At 69.2% G+C, this 15,736-nt stretch carries 13 protein-coding genes; 5 read left to right on the top strand and 8 right to left on the bottom strand.

The window, feature by feature from the left end:
* The first annotated feature begins 224 nt into the window (after window positions 1-224).
* Window positions 225-1,343 (top strand): 3-dehydroquinate synthase, encoded by a 1,119-nt coding sequence (gene aroB, locus QX204_RS20260; protein WP_301901486.1) that lies wholly within the window; start codon window positions 225-227, stop codon window positions 1,341-1,343.
* Window positions 1,344-1,421: 78 nt separating this feature from the next.
* Here the strand turns inward: aroB and QX204_RS20265 are convergent, their stop codons facing one another.
* The 6 genes from QX204_RS20265 to QX204_RS20290 all read right to left on the bottom strand — a co-directional run bounded on the left by QX204_RS20265 (window position 1,422) and on the right by QX204_RS20290 (window position 8,880).
* Window positions 1,422-1,865 carry a B-4DMT family transporter gene (locus QX204_RS20265; RefSeq protein WP_301901488.1) on the bottom strand — a complete coding sequence of 148 codons (444 nt, stop codon included), beginning with the start codon at window positions 1,863-1,865 and terminating at the stop codon, window positions 1,422-1,424.
* Between the two features lie 80 nt (window positions 1,866-1,945).
* The gene (locus QX204_RS20270) at window positions 1,946-2,752 is read right to left on the bottom strand and encodes a shikimate dehydrogenase (protein WP_301901490.1); all 807 of its coding nucleotides are present in this window, start codon (window positions 2,750-2,752) and stop codon (window positions 1,946-1,948) included.
* Window positions 2,745-4,250: an endolytic transglycosylase MltG gene (gene mltG / locus QX204_RS20275; protein WP_301901492.1), complete on the bottom strand. Its 1,506-nt coding sequence runs from the start codon at window positions 4,248-4,250 to the stop codon at window positions 2,745-2,747. Before mltG ends, QX204_RS20270 begins: the two co-directional genes overlap by 8 nt.
* A complete protein-coding gene (gene ruvX, locus QX204_RS20280; protein WP_301901493.1) occupies window positions 4,247-4,798 on the bottom strand; it encodes a Holliday junction resolvase RuvX in 552 nt (183 codons plus the stop codon). Before ruvX ends, mltG begins: the two co-directional genes overlap by 4 nt.
* Window positions 4,798-7,461: an alanine--tRNA ligase gene (alaS, locus tag QX204_RS20285; protein ID WP_301901494.1), complete on the bottom strand. Its 2,664-nt coding sequence runs from the start codon at window positions 7,459-7,461 to the stop codon at window positions 4,798-4,800. The genes ruvX and alaS overlap by 1 nt, the downstream gene beginning before the upstream one ends.
* A gap of 72 nt (window positions 7,462-7,533) precedes the next feature.
* Window positions 7,534-8,880 carry a replication-associated recombination protein A gene (locus QX204_RS20290; protein WP_301901495.1) on the bottom strand — a complete coding sequence of 449 codons (1,347 nt, stop codon included), beginning with the start codon at window positions 8,878-8,880 and terminating at the stop codon, window positions 7,534-7,536.
* A gap of 242 nt (window positions 8,881-9,122) precedes the next feature.
* On the opposite strand from QX204_RS20290, the gene QX204_RS20295 reads away from it, so the two are divergent.
* The 3 genes from QX204_RS20295 (at window position 9,123) to QX204_RS20305 (ending at window position 12,440) form a co-directional block, all read left to right on the top strand.
* Window positions 9,123-10,709, top strand: coding sequence for an alkaline phosphatase D family protein (locus QX204_RS20295; RefSeq protein ID WP_301908051.1), 1,587 nt, complete (start codon window positions 9,123-9,125; stop codon window positions 10,707-10,709).
* A 133-nt stretch (window positions 10,710-10,842) separates the two neighbouring features.
* Window positions 10,843-11,196 carry a YciI family protein gene (locus QX204_RS20300; RefSeq protein ID WP_301901496.1) on the top strand — a complete coding sequence of 118 codons (354 nt, stop codon included), beginning with the start codon at window positions 10,843-10,845 and terminating at the stop codon, window positions 11,194-11,196.
* Window positions 11,193-12,440 (top strand): RNA polymerase sigma factor, encoded by a 1,248-nt coding sequence (locus QX204_RS20305; RefSeq protein WP_301901498.1) that lies wholly within the window; start codon window positions 11,193-11,195, stop codon window positions 12,438-12,440. Before QX204_RS20300 ends, QX204_RS20305 begins: the two co-directional genes overlap by 4 nt.
* Before the next feature lie 14 nt (window positions 12,441-12,454).
* Here QX204_RS20305 and QX204_RS20310 read toward each other — a convergent pair whose 3' ends face one another.
* The gene (locus QX204_RS20310; protein WP_301901499.1) at window positions 12,455-13,276 is read right to left on the bottom strand and encodes a siderophore-interacting protein; all 822 of its coding nucleotides are present in this window, start codon (window positions 13,274-13,276) and stop codon (window positions 12,455-12,457) included.
* 76 nt (window positions 13,277-13,352) lie between these two features.
* Window positions 13,353-14,522 carry a kinase gene (locus tag QX204_RS20315; RefSeq protein WP_301901502.1) on the bottom strand — a complete coding sequence of 390 codons (1,170 nt, stop codon included), beginning with the start codon at window positions 14,520-14,522 and terminating at the stop codon, window positions 13,353-13,355.
* A 194-nt stretch (window positions 14,523-14,716) separates the two neighbouring features.
* On the opposite strand from QX204_RS20315, the gene QX204_RS20320 reads away from it, so the two are divergent.
* Entirely contained in the window at window positions 14,717-15,736 is a 1,020-nt protein-coding gene (locus QX204_RS20320) for a hypothetical protein (RefSeq protein WP_301901503.1), read from the top strand.

The following is a 15,736-nucleotide window of genomic DNA, read 5'->3' on the forward strand; positions in this document are numbered from 1 at the left end:
CGGGTAGGCCACCGTGGTGGCGAGCCCGCGCAACCCTCGGGCTCGGCGACATCGGACCCGGCGAAGGAAACCCGGACCGCGCCGGCGCAACAGGTTCAGCGGGCCGGGCAACCCGGTGAAGCCGATCGCGGCGCCGGTACCAACGAACGCAGGCGACGCGGGCAACCGCGGCGGCGTAGCGGGCGACGTAATAACAATGACCAGAAAGAATCGGAGCAGCGCACGTGACAGAGCCGTCCATCATTGAGGTTCGCACCGCCGACCCGTACCCGGTGATCATCGGCCGCGGGCTGCTCGGCGATCTCGTCGAAGCGGTCAACGCGGGCAATGCCGTGCGGACCGTGGCGATCTTCCATCAGCCGCCGCTGGCCGAGACCGCCGAGGCGGTGCGTAAAGCATTGGCCGACACGGGGATCGACGCGCATCGCATCGAGATCCCCGATGCCGAAGACGGCAAGGAACTGGCCGTGGCCGGGTTCTGCTGGGAGGTGCTCGGCCGGATCGGGCTGACCCGCAACGACGCCATCGTGAGCCTCGGTGGCGGCGCCGCGACCGACCTGGCCGGCTTCGTCGCCGCCACCTGGATGCGCGGGGTGCGCATCGTGCACGTGCCGACCACGCTGCTGGCGATGGTCGACGCGGCGGTCGGCGGCAAGACCGGCATCAACACCGAGGCCGGCAAGAACCTGGTCGGCAGTTTCCACGAACCCAGCGCCGTGCTGGTCGACCTCGTGACGCTGGAAACGGTGCCGCGCAACGAGATCGTGGCGGGCATGGCCGAGATCATCAAGGCCGGTTTCATCGCCGACCCGGTGATCCTCGACCTCATCGAAGCCGACCCCGAGGCCGCCCTCGACCCCACCGGCGACGTGCTTCCCGAACTGATCCGCCGCGCCATCCAGGTCAAGGCCGATGTGGTCGCCGTCGACCTCAAGGAATCGAGCCTGCGCGAGATCCTGAACTACGGCCACACCCTCGGCCATGCCGTGGAACGCCGCGAGCGCTACCGCTGGCGTCACGGCGCCGCGGTCTCCGTCGGCCTGATGTTCGCCGCCGAACTCGGCCGCCTGGCCGGTCGTCTCGACGACGCCACCGCCGATCGGCACCGCACCATCCTGGAAAGCGTCGGCTTGCCTGTCACCTACGACGGCGACGCACTCCCCCACCTGATGGACGCGATGCAAACCGACAAGAAGACCCGTTCCGGGGTTCTGCGTTTCGTGGTCTTGGACGGTCTGGCCAAGCCCGGTCGCCTCGAAGGTCCCGACCCGTCTCTGCTGGCCGCCGCCTACTCGGCCATCGCGCGCGACACCACCCAGGGCACGTCGCCGATCATGCTCTGAGATCCGAGTCGCCGACCTGTACGCACCAGCACGGGCGCGTACAGGTTCGGCGCGGGTACCGCTGCCGGAGAGCGCGATTCAGCTCGCGGTGGCGAACGCCGGTTCTGTCGCGGGGGTTGCGGATTCGCTCGACCGTCGCGACCGGGTGTGGCCGAAGGCGACACCCACCATGGCGGGCAGGAAGACCAGCAGCAGGATGAACGATGCCGCGGAGGTCAGCTCGTAGAGCAGGCCTGCGTCGCCGAGTTCGATGCCGGGCACCTGATCGAGGACCCAGCACACTGCCGAGCTGGCCAGTCCCGCGCCGAAACCGGCGGCCAACCAGCGCACGGTGAGGCCGTCTGCGCCCGCACGGGCGTCACGCAAGCCCCAGACGACGACCACCGCGATGATCGCCAGCAGGCAGAGCGCGCGCCACAAGGTGCCGTAGGTGGGCCAGGAGGCCATGGCGAGGCCGAGGAGGACGCGCAAGGCGACGACCAGCGCGCCGAGGACGGTGGCTCGTAACACCCAAGCGGTCATGGACAACACCTTAGCGAGATAAAACTAGAACCGGTATCAATTTCATGGATCGGGCGAGAATCTGTTCCGACAGCGCGGGCCTACTCGACGGCAGCGGCCATCGCGGCGCGCGGCGCCGGCTGTCCGGTGAACAGCTCGACCTGGCCGTAAGCCTGATTCAGCAACATCTGCAGCCCGCTGACGACCGTGTGCCCGGCGGCCTCGACCGCCGTTGCCAGCGGGGTCGGCCACGGGTTGTAGATGGCGTCGAGCACCACCGGCGCCGCGGCTACCGCCGAGGCGATCGCCGCGGCCGCCTCGGCGGGCACCGTACTGACCACCGCACCGGCCGACGCGCACGCCACACGCACCTGCTCCGCGTCGAGCGGCACGACCGTGGCTCGCATCCCGAGTCGATCGGCCAATTCCAGCGCGCTACGCGCCCGACCGGCATCGCGGGCGATCACCGTGACCGTCTTCGCCCCGAGCTCCGACAGCGCCAGCAATGCGGGTCTGGCGGTTCCACCGGCGCCCAGCACAACGGCCTCGTCGAGCGAGGAGACGCCGCCGCCGCGCAGCGCGCCGAGGACGCCGTCGACATCGGTGCAGTCCGCCAGCCAGCCGCCCTCGGTGCGCACGAGGGTGTTGGCCGAGCCGACCAGCACCGCGCGTTCGGTGCGCTCGACGGCCACCGCCAGCGCCGCTTCCTTGCCCGGCATGGTCACCGACAGCCCGACCCATTCCGGCCCGAGCCCGTCGACGAGGCCGGGCAATTGCTCGGCCGAGCACTCGATGCGTTCGTAGCTCCAGGGCAATCCGAGCGCGCGGTAGGCCGCCAGATGCAGTTGTGGCGAACGGGAATGCTCGATCGGCTTGCCGAGCACCGCCGCCTTGCGCGCCTCAGCCACCGTAGGGCCGTGAGCTGTCGAGGATGCCGCTGCGCTGTGCCTGCGTAACCAGCCGCAGATGCTCCGCGTAGGAGTCGGTGAACTTGGTCGTGCCCTGTTTGTCGACGGTGACGAAGTACAACCACGCACCCGGCTCCGGGTTCTCCATGGCACGCAACGCGCCCACCGACGGCGCGGCGATCGGCGTCTTGGGCAGGCCCTCCATCGCGTAGGTGTTCCAGGGCGTCTCCGTGGCCCGGTCGGTGTCGGTGGTGGCCACCTCGGTGGTGTCGAGCGCGTAGTTCACGGTGGAGTCGAACTGCAGCATCTGACCGACCCGCAGCCGGTTCACGATCACCCGCGCCACCTTGCCCATGTCCTGGGGTTTCGCCTCTCGTTCGACCAGTGAGGCGGCGACGAGTGTTTCGTACGGCGACAGCTTCGTGTCGGCGCCCGACTGGAGCAGTCCGGTGGCCTCGTAGCTCTTCACGCTCGCGGTCACCATCTGCCGCAGGATCTGTTCCGGTGACCCGCTCGGATCGAAATCCCAGGTCCCGGCGGCGATGAGGCCTTCCAGCTGCCTGGTTCTATCGGGAGTTTGCCTGACGGCCTGCATGGCCCATGCGGGCACGCCGAGTGCGTTCGGGTCCATACTCGCGCCCGCGGCGTCGAGCTGTTCGTAGGTGACGCACTTGCGCTCGGGGCCGACGCAGCTGGCCTCGGCGATCTTGCGGTAGATGCCGTCGTATCGACCACCGGTGGTCGCGTCGTGCTTGTCGTGCAGCAGCCGACCCTCGGAGATGGTCACATTGCCCACCCGGGATTTCCCGCCGACCAACGCGGTGACAGCGTCGACGGCCGGGCTCTTCGCGCCGATCGCGTAGAAACCGGGCTGGACGCTGTTCATGGCCGAATTCCGTACGGCCGCTTCGTAGAAGGCCTCGGAGCTGGCGACCACGCCCTTGCCGTGCATCTCGTCGGCGATCTGCGTCGCGGTGTCACCGGAGTGCACCTGGACCACCACGGGCGCACCGGGCGGACCGGCGAAATCTTCGGCCGGGGTGAGGCTGCCCATCAGTTTGTATCCGGCGAAACCCGCGGCAGCGACGACCAGAACGACGAACACCGAGGCCACGGCCCATAAATTGCGACGGCGCCGCTTACGCTCGGCCGCCTTGCGTGAGGCGATCCGCGAGCGCTTGCCGCGGCCCGACGGGCGAGCGCGGCCGCGTTCGGGCGCTGCCGCGCGACCGGACTGCGCCGCGCGCTGTCCGACTCGGCGCGGCGGGGGCGCCGGTTCGGGCTCGGGCTCGGGTTCGGGATCGTCGTAGATCTCGTCCTCGTAGCGCGGGATGACATCGGTGCCCGCTTCGTCGTCCCACCCGGCAGGCCCGGCCTGCTGCGGCTCGTCGTCGCGCGCCGCACGGGCGTCCAGACCCCAATCGTCGCGTCGGGGATAGCGCCGGTCAGCTTCCCGTGCTCGGTAGCGTTCCTCGGCCCTGGTCCATCGGTCGGTCATGCATCGTCTCCGACCCTCGCCGTATCTGCTGCGTCCTTCAACACCGAACTCCGCTCGTCCAACCATCCTTGCAGAATCGACACGGCTGCCGCCTGATCGATCATCTGCCGCTGGCCACGTGCGCGAACTCCACTGTCGCGCAGCGCACGTGCAGCAGACACCGTAGTCAAACGTTCGTCGGAAAGGCGTATCGGAATCGGGTCGATCACCCGGCGCAACTGCTTGGCAAACTTGCGTGCGATGGCAGCCGCGGTGCCGTTCTCGCCGCGCAGCGTGCGTGGCAGGCCGATGATCACCTCCACCGCTTCGTATTCCCGCACAATGTCGGCAATTCTCGCGATGTCGGCGGGTGGACCGCCGGTGCGCCCACCGGACTTGGCGCGCGCGACGGTCTCGACGGGGGTGGCGAGAATGCCATCGGGGTCGCTCGAGGCGACACCGATGCGCACGCTACCGACATCGATCGCGATCCGACGGCCCCGACCCGGGTCGGTACCCGGGTCCGGGCGGTCGGCGGATTCCTCGCTGGACGAACCAGGGGTCGTCATCAGCCGGCGAGTTCGGCCACCCGGGCACGGACCGCGGTCAACCCGGCCGGGATACCCGACGGATCCGAGCCCGCGCCCTGTGCCATCTCCGGCTTGCCACCGCCACGCCCGGCGATGCTCGGTCCGAAGGCCGCGACCAGATCACCCGACTTGAAGCCGAGATCCTGGGCCGCCTTGTTCACGGTCACCACGAACGGCGCCTTGCCCTCGACATTGCCGAGCAGCACCACGACAGCGGCCTCGCTGCCGAGCCGGCCACGGATATCGGTGGCCAGGGTGCGCAGGTCACCGGCCGACACGCCCTCGGGCGCCGCGGCGGCCACCAGACGCACCGCACCGACCCGCTCGGCCTGTTCGGCGAACGTGCCCGCCGACGACAGCACCGCGGCGATCTTGGTGCGTTCCAGTTCCTTCTCGGCCACCTTGAGCCGCTCCACGAGCTGCTCCACGCGACCGGGCACCTCGTCGGAGGGCACCTTCAGCGAGGAGGCGACACCGGCCAGCAGCGCACGCTCCTTGGCCAGGTACCGGTAGGAGTCGAGGCCGACGAAGGCCTCGACGCGACGCACACCGGAACCGACCGAGGACTCACCCAGCAGGGTGATCGGGCCGATCTGCGAGGAGTGCTCCACGTGGGTACCGCCGCACAGCTCCATGGAGAACGGACCGCCGATCTCCACGACGCGCACCTCGTCGCCGTAGTTCTCGCCGAACAGCGCCATCGCGCCCATTTCCTTGGCCTTGGGCAAATCGGTGACGAAGGTGTTCACCGGGAAGTCCGAGCCGACAGCGTCATTGGAGACGGCCTCGATATCGGCCTTCTGCTGCTCCGACAGCGCGCCCTGCCAGTTGAAGTCGAACCGCAGGTAGCCGGGCTTGTTCAGCGAACCCGCCTGCACGGCGTTGGGGCCGAGGATCTGGCGAAGGGCGGCGTGCACCATGTGCGTGCCGGAGTGCCCCTGGGTGGCGCCGCGACGCCAGGCCGGATCCGCTTGGGCGAGAACGACATCGCCCTGCGTGATCTGCCCCGCCTCGACGGTGGCCTTGTGGACCCAGACCTTCTTGGCGATCTTCTGCACATCGTTGACCTGGAGCTTCAGGCCCGAGGCGGTGATGGTGCCACGGTCGGCGATCTGACCGCCGGACTCGGCGTACATCGGGCTGCGATCGAGGATGACCTCGATGTCCTGACCGACCGTGGCCACCGGGACCCGCACGCCGTCGGCGATCAGGGCCAGCACGTTGGCCTCGGAGGTCAGCTCGTCGAAACCGGTGAACTCGGTGGCGCCGCGGTCGACCAGTTCCTTGTAGACGGTGAGGTCGGCGTGGGCGTGCTTGCGGGCCTGGGCATCGTCCTTGGCGCGCTTGCGCTGCTCGGCCATGAGCGAGCGGAAACCGTCCTCGTCGACGGAAAGGCCTGCCTCGGCGGCCATTTCGAGGGTGAGGTCGATCGGGAAGCCGTAGGTGTCGTGCAGGGCGAACGCGTCGGAACCGGTGATCTGCTTGCCGCCCTTGGACTTCACCGCGGTGGCGGCGTTGTCGAACAGGGTCTCGCCGGTGTTGAGGGTCTTGAGGAACGCCATCTCCTCGCCGACCGACACGGTCTCGATCCGCGAGAAGTCGGTGCCCAGTTCGGGATAGGACGGCGACATCAGGTCGGTGACGACCTTGATCAGCTCGGCCATCACCGGCTTCTCGGCGCCGAGCAGGCGGGCCGAACGCACGATGCGGCGCAGCAGGCGGCGCAGCACGTAGCCGCGACCGTCGTTGCCGGGGTTCACGCCGTCGGCGATGAGCATCGCGGCGGTGCGGGCGTGGTCGGCGATCACGCGGAAGCGCACGTCGTCGGTGTGGTCGACGCCGTAGGAGCGGCCGGTGAGTTCCTCGGCCTTGTCGATGATCGGGCGCATCAGGTCGGTCTCGTAGACGTTGTCCACGCCCTGGAGCAGGAACGCGACGCGCTCGACGCCCATGCCGGTGTCGATGTTCTGCTTGGGCAGCGGGCCGAGGATCTCGAAGTTGTCCTTGGAGATGCCCGCACCGCGCTCGTTCTGCATGAACACGAGATTCCAGATCTCGATGTAGCGGTCCTCGTCGGCCTCGGGGCCGCCCTCGACACCGTATTCGGGGCCGCGGTCGTAGTAGATCTCCGAACAGGGACCACACGGGCCGGGGATGCCCATCGACCAGTAGTTGTCAGCCATGCCGCGGCGCTGGATGCGGTCGGCGGGCACGCCCATCTCGAGCCACATCCGCTCGGCCTCGTCGTCGTCGAGGTAGACGGTGACCCAGAGGCGCTCGGGATCGAAGCCGTAGCCGCCGTTCTCGACGGTGTCGGTGAGCAGCGTCCAGGCCAGGGTGATGGCCTGGCGCTTGAAGTAGTCGCCGAAGCTGAAATTGCCCGCCATCTGGAAGAACGTGTTGTGGCGAGTGGTGATGCCGACGTTCTCGATGTCGAGGGTGCGCACGCACTTCTGCACGCTGGTCGCGGTAGCCCACGGCGGGGTCTGCTGACCCAGGAAATACGGAACGAACTGGACCATGCCTGCGTTGACGAACAACAGGTTGGGGTCGGCCAGGATCAGCGAAGCACTGGGCACCTCGGTGTGTCCGGCACGGACGAAATGGTCCAGGAACCGTCGTCGAATCTCGTGGGTCTGCACAAATACCCAGACTACCGGTGCGGTGCGCGTGGTTTTTCATCGACCGGGGTGGTCCATGCCACGCAGGTACAGCTACTTTCCGCGGATGATGCGGCGCAGCTTCTCCAGGCGCGGGGCGATCGTGCGTTCGTTGCCGTGGTCGGTGGGCAGGTAGTAGTCGGTGCCGACCAGTTCGTCGGGCGGGTACTGCTGGGTGACGACGCCCTCGCGGTACTTATGCGGGAACTTGTAGCCCTGGGCGTTGCCGAGCAGAGCCGCGCCCGCGTAGTGGCCGTCGCGCAGGTAGGGAGGCACCGCACCGGCCTTGCCGCGGGAGACATCGGCCATGGCCGTGCCGATGGCCGTGGTCACCGCGCCGGATTTGGGGGCGGTGGCGAGGTGGATGGTGGCCTGCGCCAGGGCGAGTTTGCATTCGGGCAGGCCGACCTGTTGGACGACCTGCGCGGCGGCGGTGGCGGTCTGCAGGGCCATCGGATCGGCCATGCCGATGTCTTCGCTGGCGTGGATCATCAGGCGGCGAGCGATGAATCGAGGATCTTCGCCCGCGGCGAGCATGCGTGCCAGGTAATGCACGGCCGCGTCGACATCGGAGCCGCGAATGGACTTGATGAAGGCGCTGATCACGTCGTAGTGCTGGTCGCCCGCGCGGTCGTAGCGAACGGCGGCCTTGTCGACGGTGGCCTCGACGGTCTCCAACTCGACGGCGCCGTCGGTCGCGGACTCCGCCGAAGCCTCCAGCGCGGTGAGCGCGCGGCGGGCGTCGCCACCCGCGATGCGGACGATGTGTTCGATCGCCTCGTCGCTGACGGTGCAGGCGTCGGCGAGACCGCGCGGGTCGGTGATCGCGCGGGCCAGGACCGCGCGGACGTCGTCGGGGGTGAGCGGTTGCAGTTGCAGCACGAGCGAGCGCGACAGCAGCGGGGAGACGACGGAGAACGAGGGGTTCTCGGTAGTCGCGCCGACCAGCAGCACGACCCGGTTCTCGACGGCGGCCAGCAACGCGTCCTGCTGGGTCTTGGAGAAGCGGTGGATCTCGTCGATGAACAGCACGGTCTGCTCGCCCGCGGCGAGTCTGCGGCGGGCGAGGTCGATCACCGCCCGCACCTCCTTGACCCCGGCCGAGAGCGCCGACAGCGCTTCGAACCGTCGACCGGTGGCCTGCGAGAGCAACGAGGCCAGCGTGGTCTTTCCGGTCCCGGGCGGGCCGTAGAGCAGCACCGACGCCGCACCCGACCCTTCGACGAGCCTGCGCAGCGGGGAGCCGGGGCCCAGCAGATGCGCCTGACCGATCACCTCGTCCAGGTTCGCGGGACGCATGCGGACGGCGAGCGGCGCGCCGGAGTCGCGACGGAACACCGCGTCGGCGCCGGAGTCGGCGGACGCGTGTTCGCCGGGCACGTCGAAAAGGCTGTCGCTCACGGTGTGCAGGGTACCGAGGCCCTCGGACATGTTCTGCGAAGCTCACCACCCGCACTCGCCCCTGCCCCGGAATCCGTCTGGAACCTGCCGCGGAGATGGACAGTTGACCAACAATGCTCGCGCGGACTTGCGCGGAACCGATCCGTGGGCTGTGATCGCTGATCGTGGTCGAAAACAACAGCGCCGTAGTGTCCCAGCCGGTCGGGTTCGCCCGCCGCACCTTGTTCGCGGGCTCGACGGCGGTGGCGGCGGTCGCGGTGTTGGGCACCGTCGCGCCCGCCCATGCCGCGGGCGCCGTCTTCCGGCACGGTGTGGCATCCGGTGATCCGCTGCCGGGCGCGGTCATCCTGTGGACCAGGGTCACCGTCGCCGAGGACGCCACGCCCGGTTCCGGCGTCGGCGACGCGACGGCGGTGCGCTGGGAAATCTCCACCGACGCCGATTTCGGCGCGCTCGCCGCGTCCGGCACCGTCACCGCCTCGACCGATACCGACCACACCGTCAAGGTCGACGCGACCGGCCTCACCCCCGGTCAGGACTACTTCTACCGCTTCACCTGCGGCGGCGAGACCTCCCCGGTCGGTCGCACCAGGACAGCGCCCGCGCCGGACAGCGAAGTCGATCGTCTGCGCCTCGGCTTGGTCTCGTGCGCCAACTGGGAAGCGGGTTGGTTCGGCGCCTACCGGCACCTGGCCGCGCGCACCGATCTCGACGCGATCGTGCACCTCGGCGACTACATCTACGAGTACGGCCGCGGAAAGTACACCGGCCGCAACGGCGCGGTCCGCGCACATGACCCGGCGCACGAGATCGTCACCCTCACCGACTACCGCACCCGCCACGGCCAGTACAAGACCGATCCCGACCTGATGGCCCTGCATGCCACGGTGCCGTTCATCTGCACCTGGGACGACCACGAATCGGCCGACAACTCCTGGCGCGAGGGCGCGGAGAACCACGACCCGGCCGTCGAAGGTCCCTGGGGTGATCGCAAGGCCGCCTCCGCCCGCGCCTACCTGGAGTGGATGCCGGTGCGCGCGACTCGCCCCGACGGCCAGGTGCAGATCTACCGCCGCTTGCGTTTCGGCACACTGGCGGAACTGTCGATGCTGGATCTGCGCAGCTACCGCGACGAGGAGGCCGGGCCCGGTGCGGGGTGGCGCCACGCCGACGACCCGTCCCGCACGATCACCGGCCGCGCCCAAATGGATTGGCTCACCTCCGGACTCGCCTCCTCGCCCACCCGCTGGAAGCTGATCGGCAACTCCGTGATGGTCGCGCCACTGATGTTCCCGCCGCTGGAGGCGGCCACGACCCAGGCGATCACCGAGGCGCTCGGACTCCCCCAGGGCGGCATCACCGTCAACGGCGATCAGTGGGACGGCTACACCGCCGACCGCAACACCCTGTTCCGGACGATCGTCGACAACGGGGTGAGCGACGTCGTGTTCCTCACCGGTGACATCCACACCTCCTGGGCCGCCGACCTGCCGTTGAACGCCGCGAACTACCCGGGCGGCCCGACGGTCGGCGCGGAGTTCGTGATCCCGTCGGTCACCTCCTCCAGCGTCGGCGACCTGCTGAAGATGCCCGCCCGCACCGCGTCGGTACCGGCGGAAGAGGCCATCAGAGCGGCCAACCACCACCTGCGCTACACCGAACTCGACTCCCACGGCTTCGGCGTGCTCGAGGTCACCGCGACGCAGACGCAGATGGACTGGTTCTACGTCGTCGACGTCACCGATCCCGCCACCGGGGTGCGGCACGGCGCGTCGTTCGCTGTCGCGGCGGGCGGACGGGTCGAACCGCGGACCGCTCCGGTGCACTGAGCGGGGTTCGTCGCGACGCTGCCGAAATCGGCGCAGAATTCTTCGGACAGGGTTGTCGATTGAGGCCGCGCCCGCTCGTCGAGTGAGTACGGCCACCCGACGAGCGGGCAGCCCCCACCCGAAGGAGCACATCATGAGCCAGTACCTGGTCCTGATCTACGGCGACGAAGCCACCTACGCCGCGTACTCCCCCGCCGAGGTCGACGACATGCTCGCCGCCCACCGCACCTTCCAGCAGATCGCCGGTGACGCCAACCTCGGCGGGCAGGCGTTGCAGCCCACCGCCACCGCCACCACGATCCGCCACGATGCGGGCGGCGAGGTCGTCATCACCGACGGCCCGTTCGCCGAGGCGAAGGAAGCGCTCGGCGGCTACTACCTGCTCGAGGCGCCGGACCTGGACGCCGCGATCGCCCTCGCCGCACAGGTGCCCGCCCCCACGGGCGGTGTCGAGGTGCGCCCGATCCAGGTCTTCCCGCAGTCGTGACCACGGCGGCGGCCGCGGCCGTCGAGCAGGCGCACCGTCGTGAGTGGGCCTTCGTGCTCGCCGCGACGGTGCGGTCGGTCCGCGATTTCGACCTCGCCGAGGAATGCGTGCAGGACGCCTACGCGACGGCGCTCACCGCCTGGGCGAGCGACGGTGTTCCGGCCAGGCCCGGCGCCTGGCTGACGACCGTCGCGCGGCGTCGCGGCCTCGACCTGCTGCGCCGCGAGAGCACCTTCCGGCGCGCGCTGCCCCGGCTCGTCGTCGACGAATCGGTGGACGATACCGCCGACCTCGCACTGGCCGACCTGGACGACCCGGCGATCCCCGACGACCGGCTGCGGCTGATCAGTACCTGCTGCCACCCCGCGCTCGCGCCGCAGGCGCAGGTCGCCCTGACTCTGCGGCTGGTCTGCGGCGTCACCACCGCCGAGGTGGCTCGCGCGTTCCTGGTGAGCGAGGCGACCATGGCCGCGCGGATCACCCGTGCCAAGAAGAAGATCGCGGTAGCGGCCATCCCGTATCGCGTGCCCTCGGTGCGCGAGCTGCCGCAGCGGCTCGATTCCATCTGCGCGGTGATCCACCTGCTGTTTACCACCGGCCACACCGCGCCCGCGGGCGAGGTGCTGGTCCGTGCCGATCTCGTCGACCGGTCGCTGCAATTGGCCAGGATGATGCACACGCTCGTCCCCGACGACCCATCGGTGACCGGCCTGCTGGCGCTGATCCTGCTCACCGACGCGCGCCGGGCAGCGCGCGTCGACGACGCGGGCACGCTGTGCACGCTCGAACACCAGGATCGCGATCGCTGGGACAGAGCGGCCATCGCCGAGGGCGTCGCACTGGTGAAACACGCGCTGCCACATACCGACCGGTATACCCTGCAGGCCGCGATCGCCGCCGTGCACGACGAAGCACCGACCTGGGCCGATACCGACTGGCGCGAGATCATCGGCCTGTACCGGCTGTTGCTGCGCGATGCGCCGTCGCCGGTCGCCCTGCTCAATCACGCCATCGCGGTCGGCCTGGCCGGAGATCCGGCCCAGGCGCTGGCGCTACTGCGTCCGCTCGGCGCGGAACCGGCGCTGGCGACCTACGGCTATCTCGACGCCGCCCGCGCCGCCTTCCTCACCGAGCTCGGACGCACCGGCGAGGCGATCGCCGCCTACGAGTCGGCGCTGCTGCTCACCGACAACGCGGTCGAACGCGCCCATCTGCGCGGCAAACTCGCCGCGCTGACCCGCTGAGTAGTCCTGCGTGATCAGGCGCCCTCCGCTGCGAGCTCGCGCTTCCACTCACGGAAGCCCTCCTCGGTGCGGCCGCGCCGCCAATATCCCGAGATCGAGAGCCATTTCGGCGCGATATCGCGTTCCTTACGCAGGTAAGGGCGCAGCTGACGCATCACGGACTCGGCCTCGCCGTGCACGAACGCCTGCACCTGTCCCGGCAGCCACTCGGCCGCCCGCACCGCCGCCACCAGCGGCGAATGCGCCCCGGCCAGGTCGTCGGTGATCCGGTCCGAGGACACACCGCGATGCACCCAGTGCAGGCGCAGATCAGCGGGAGAAGCGAGGGGGATCTCGTCCTCGGTGCCGCCCACCTCGACGAACACGAGCGCGGGCGCGCCGGCCGGCAGCGCTTCGAGTGCGGCCGCGACAGCGGGCAGCGCCGATTCGTCGCCGGCGAGCAGGTACCAGTCGGCCGCCGGGTCGGGTGCGAACGCACCGCCGGGTCCGTTCAACCAGAACCGCGCGCCCGGCTCCACCGAGCGCGCCCACGGCCCCGCGACGCCCTCGTCACCGTGCACCACGAAGTCGATGCTGATCGCGCGCAGTTCGGGATCGAAGGATCGCACCGTGTAGGTGCGCAACACAGGCTGGCTCTCCGGGCCCAGCGTCGCGCGCACCGTGTCGAGATCGAACGGCTCGGGATATTCGACGCCGGGCACCGGGAAGATCAACTTCACATAGGCGTCGGTGAACGCGTTAGGGGTGAAGCTGTCCGACACGGTGCCGACCACGCGCACCAGGTGCGGGGTCAACCACTGCTTGCGGACGACTGTGACGGTGACCGGTATCGGCACGGCTGCTCCCTACTCCTCAGATCCCTGCCGACGGTACCCGCGGCGCGGCGAGAAGTGGGGAGCCAGCTCGGCGCCGCTACTCCGACCAGCGCTCCTCGAGCATCGCCGAGACCTGTTCGGCGAAGTCGCCGACCGCGTCGTCGCCGGTCATCCTGGCGTCCTCGGCGAGCGCGGACCACCGGTTGATCAACGCTTCCGAACGGGGGACCGACAGCCCGTGTTCGCGGGCGGTGGCGATACGGGCGTGGTCGGCGGGCAGGAACCAGTACGTGGACAACCAGACCCAGATGAGCCGGGCTTCGAGGATCCGTTCGGCCAGGACGGTGTCGTCGGCCAGCGACGGCCAGACGCCGACCACGGCAGAACGCCAGGCCTCGACCATTTCCTTGGCCCGGCTGCGCGAGAGTTCGAAATCGCACAGGCAGCCGGGGTAGGAAACGAGCGCGTAGGTGATGTCGAGGGTGGCGTCGCGGAAACCGCCCCACTCGTAGTCGAGGAATCGCGCGCCTTCCTCGTTCATGATCACGTTGTCGGGGCACAGGTCCGACGGGCTGAACGCGCGGTAGCGGCCACCGGTGAACAGTCGATTGCCGTGCACGATCCGTTCGGCGATCTCACCCGGCACCTCGATGCCGAACTCGGCCGCGAGCAGACCGGGGACCTCGGCGATGGCAGCCTGGGCCTGCTGGGCGATCCCGTCGACGCGGTGCGCCGAGTCGACCCGACGCATCAGGGCGACGAAGTCGGGCTCGCGGCCGACGGTCGCGGCGTGCATCCGGCCGAGCGCCTGCGCGAACGCCATCAGCGAGTTGCGGGTACCCGGCTCCACACGGGCCTGCAGCACCGAGGTGAGCAACGCGTTGTCTCCGAGGTCGGAGAGCACGAGGAGCCGGTCGGGGACGCTGTGCGCGATCAGGAAGGCGCCGGGCCGCTGCTCGCGACTCAGCGCGGTGGTGAACTGGTAGGACACCGCCTCGCGGAGGAATGCCGCGTCGATGCTGGCGACGCCGGGCGCCAAACCACCGGCGCGGCGGTCGGGAGTAGAACCGCGCACCTGCTTGACGATCAGCGTGCGCGGCAACGAAAATGCGTTTTCCGCAACACGCACGCGTAGGACTGTCGTCCTACCACTGCCGCTGAGCTCCATCGGATCACTCAGCTTTACCGGAGCACCCATTCGCTTTGTGAGCAACTGTTGTGCTGCGGACACGACGTCGGCGGCGCGTTCGGCCAATAGTGCGGTCATCGCCTCTCAAGCTACTCGTACCCGGTCACTTCTAGCGAGCGGTTGGACAACCTTTCCGCGTCGTTCGGCGTGTTGGCACCGAGGTTTGCGCGTGTGTTCCTGTTGGCTTGACACATCAGCCGGTCGTCGGGTTTTCTCATCGTGAACTGCTGTGCGCCACACCGCAAACCGGTTGAGTCGAAAGGTCTACCACAGTGACCGACACACCGTACGCCGCATCGAGCGATTCACCGGGCGGGTCGCCTGTTCCAGGCGGTGGCGGACAATTCGCCGGGCCCGGCGGCAGACACGAGGGAACCGGGCAACCACCGGCTTCGGGTACGGGACCGAGCAGGCACGGAATGGCCGGTGGCGCAGGCTATCCGCAGTTCGAGGGCCCCGGCGCCGCCCAGTACGGGCACGAGCCGGTCGAGCCCCCGCCGCCGATTGCCGGCCACGGCGGGCAGACACCGCAGTACGGGCCCGCCGGCACGGGTCCCGGTTACGCGGTGCCCCAGTCGAAACCGGAGCATCCGACCTACCCCGCAGCCCCCGCTTCCGGCGTGTCGACCGGTGGCGGCGGGCAGACGCCCGGTTACTACCATTCGGGAGCACAGGCCCTCGATATCGGCCGTTCGCTGAGCTACGGCTGGGAGCGGTTCCGGGCCAATCCCGGTCCGTGGCTGGGGGTCACCGCGGTGGGGGTGCTGATCTATCTCGGCTTCCTCGCCGTAGTCCAGATCGTCGATCCGAAATCACCGTTCAGCGTGCTGTTCCTGTTCTTGATGGTGATCGTCGCGCTGTGGCTGCTGCAGGCGGCGATGGTGCGCGGCGCGCTCTACGAAACCGACGGGTATCCACCGGCTTTCGGGTCGTTCTTCCGATTCGTGAACGCGGGCAATGTCCTATTGACCTCGCTGCTCGCGTTCACGATCACGCTGCTGCTCTCGTCGCTGTGCCTGGCGCCGGGGCTGATCGCCGGGTTCCTGTGCATGTTCTCGCTGCACTTCGTGATCGATCAGGACTACGGCCCGGTGGAAGCGATCAAGGCGAGCGCGCAGCTGGTGCTGGCGAATCTGTGGGCGTCGCTGCTGCTGGCGCTCACCGTGATGCTGGTCACCCTCGTCGGCGCGGCGCTGTGCGGGCTGGGCCTGTTCGTCGCGGGGCCGGTGTGCGTCATCGCGGTGACGTACTCCTACCGGATGCTGACGGCGGGACCGGTCGCCCGCGTCTGA

It is taken from the genome of Nocardia sp. PE-7 (genome assembly GCF_030486425.1).
GTDB classification, from domain to species: domain Bacteria; phylum Actinomycetota; class Actinomycetes; order Mycobacteriales; family Mycobacteriaceae; genus Nocardia; species Nocardia salmonicida_A.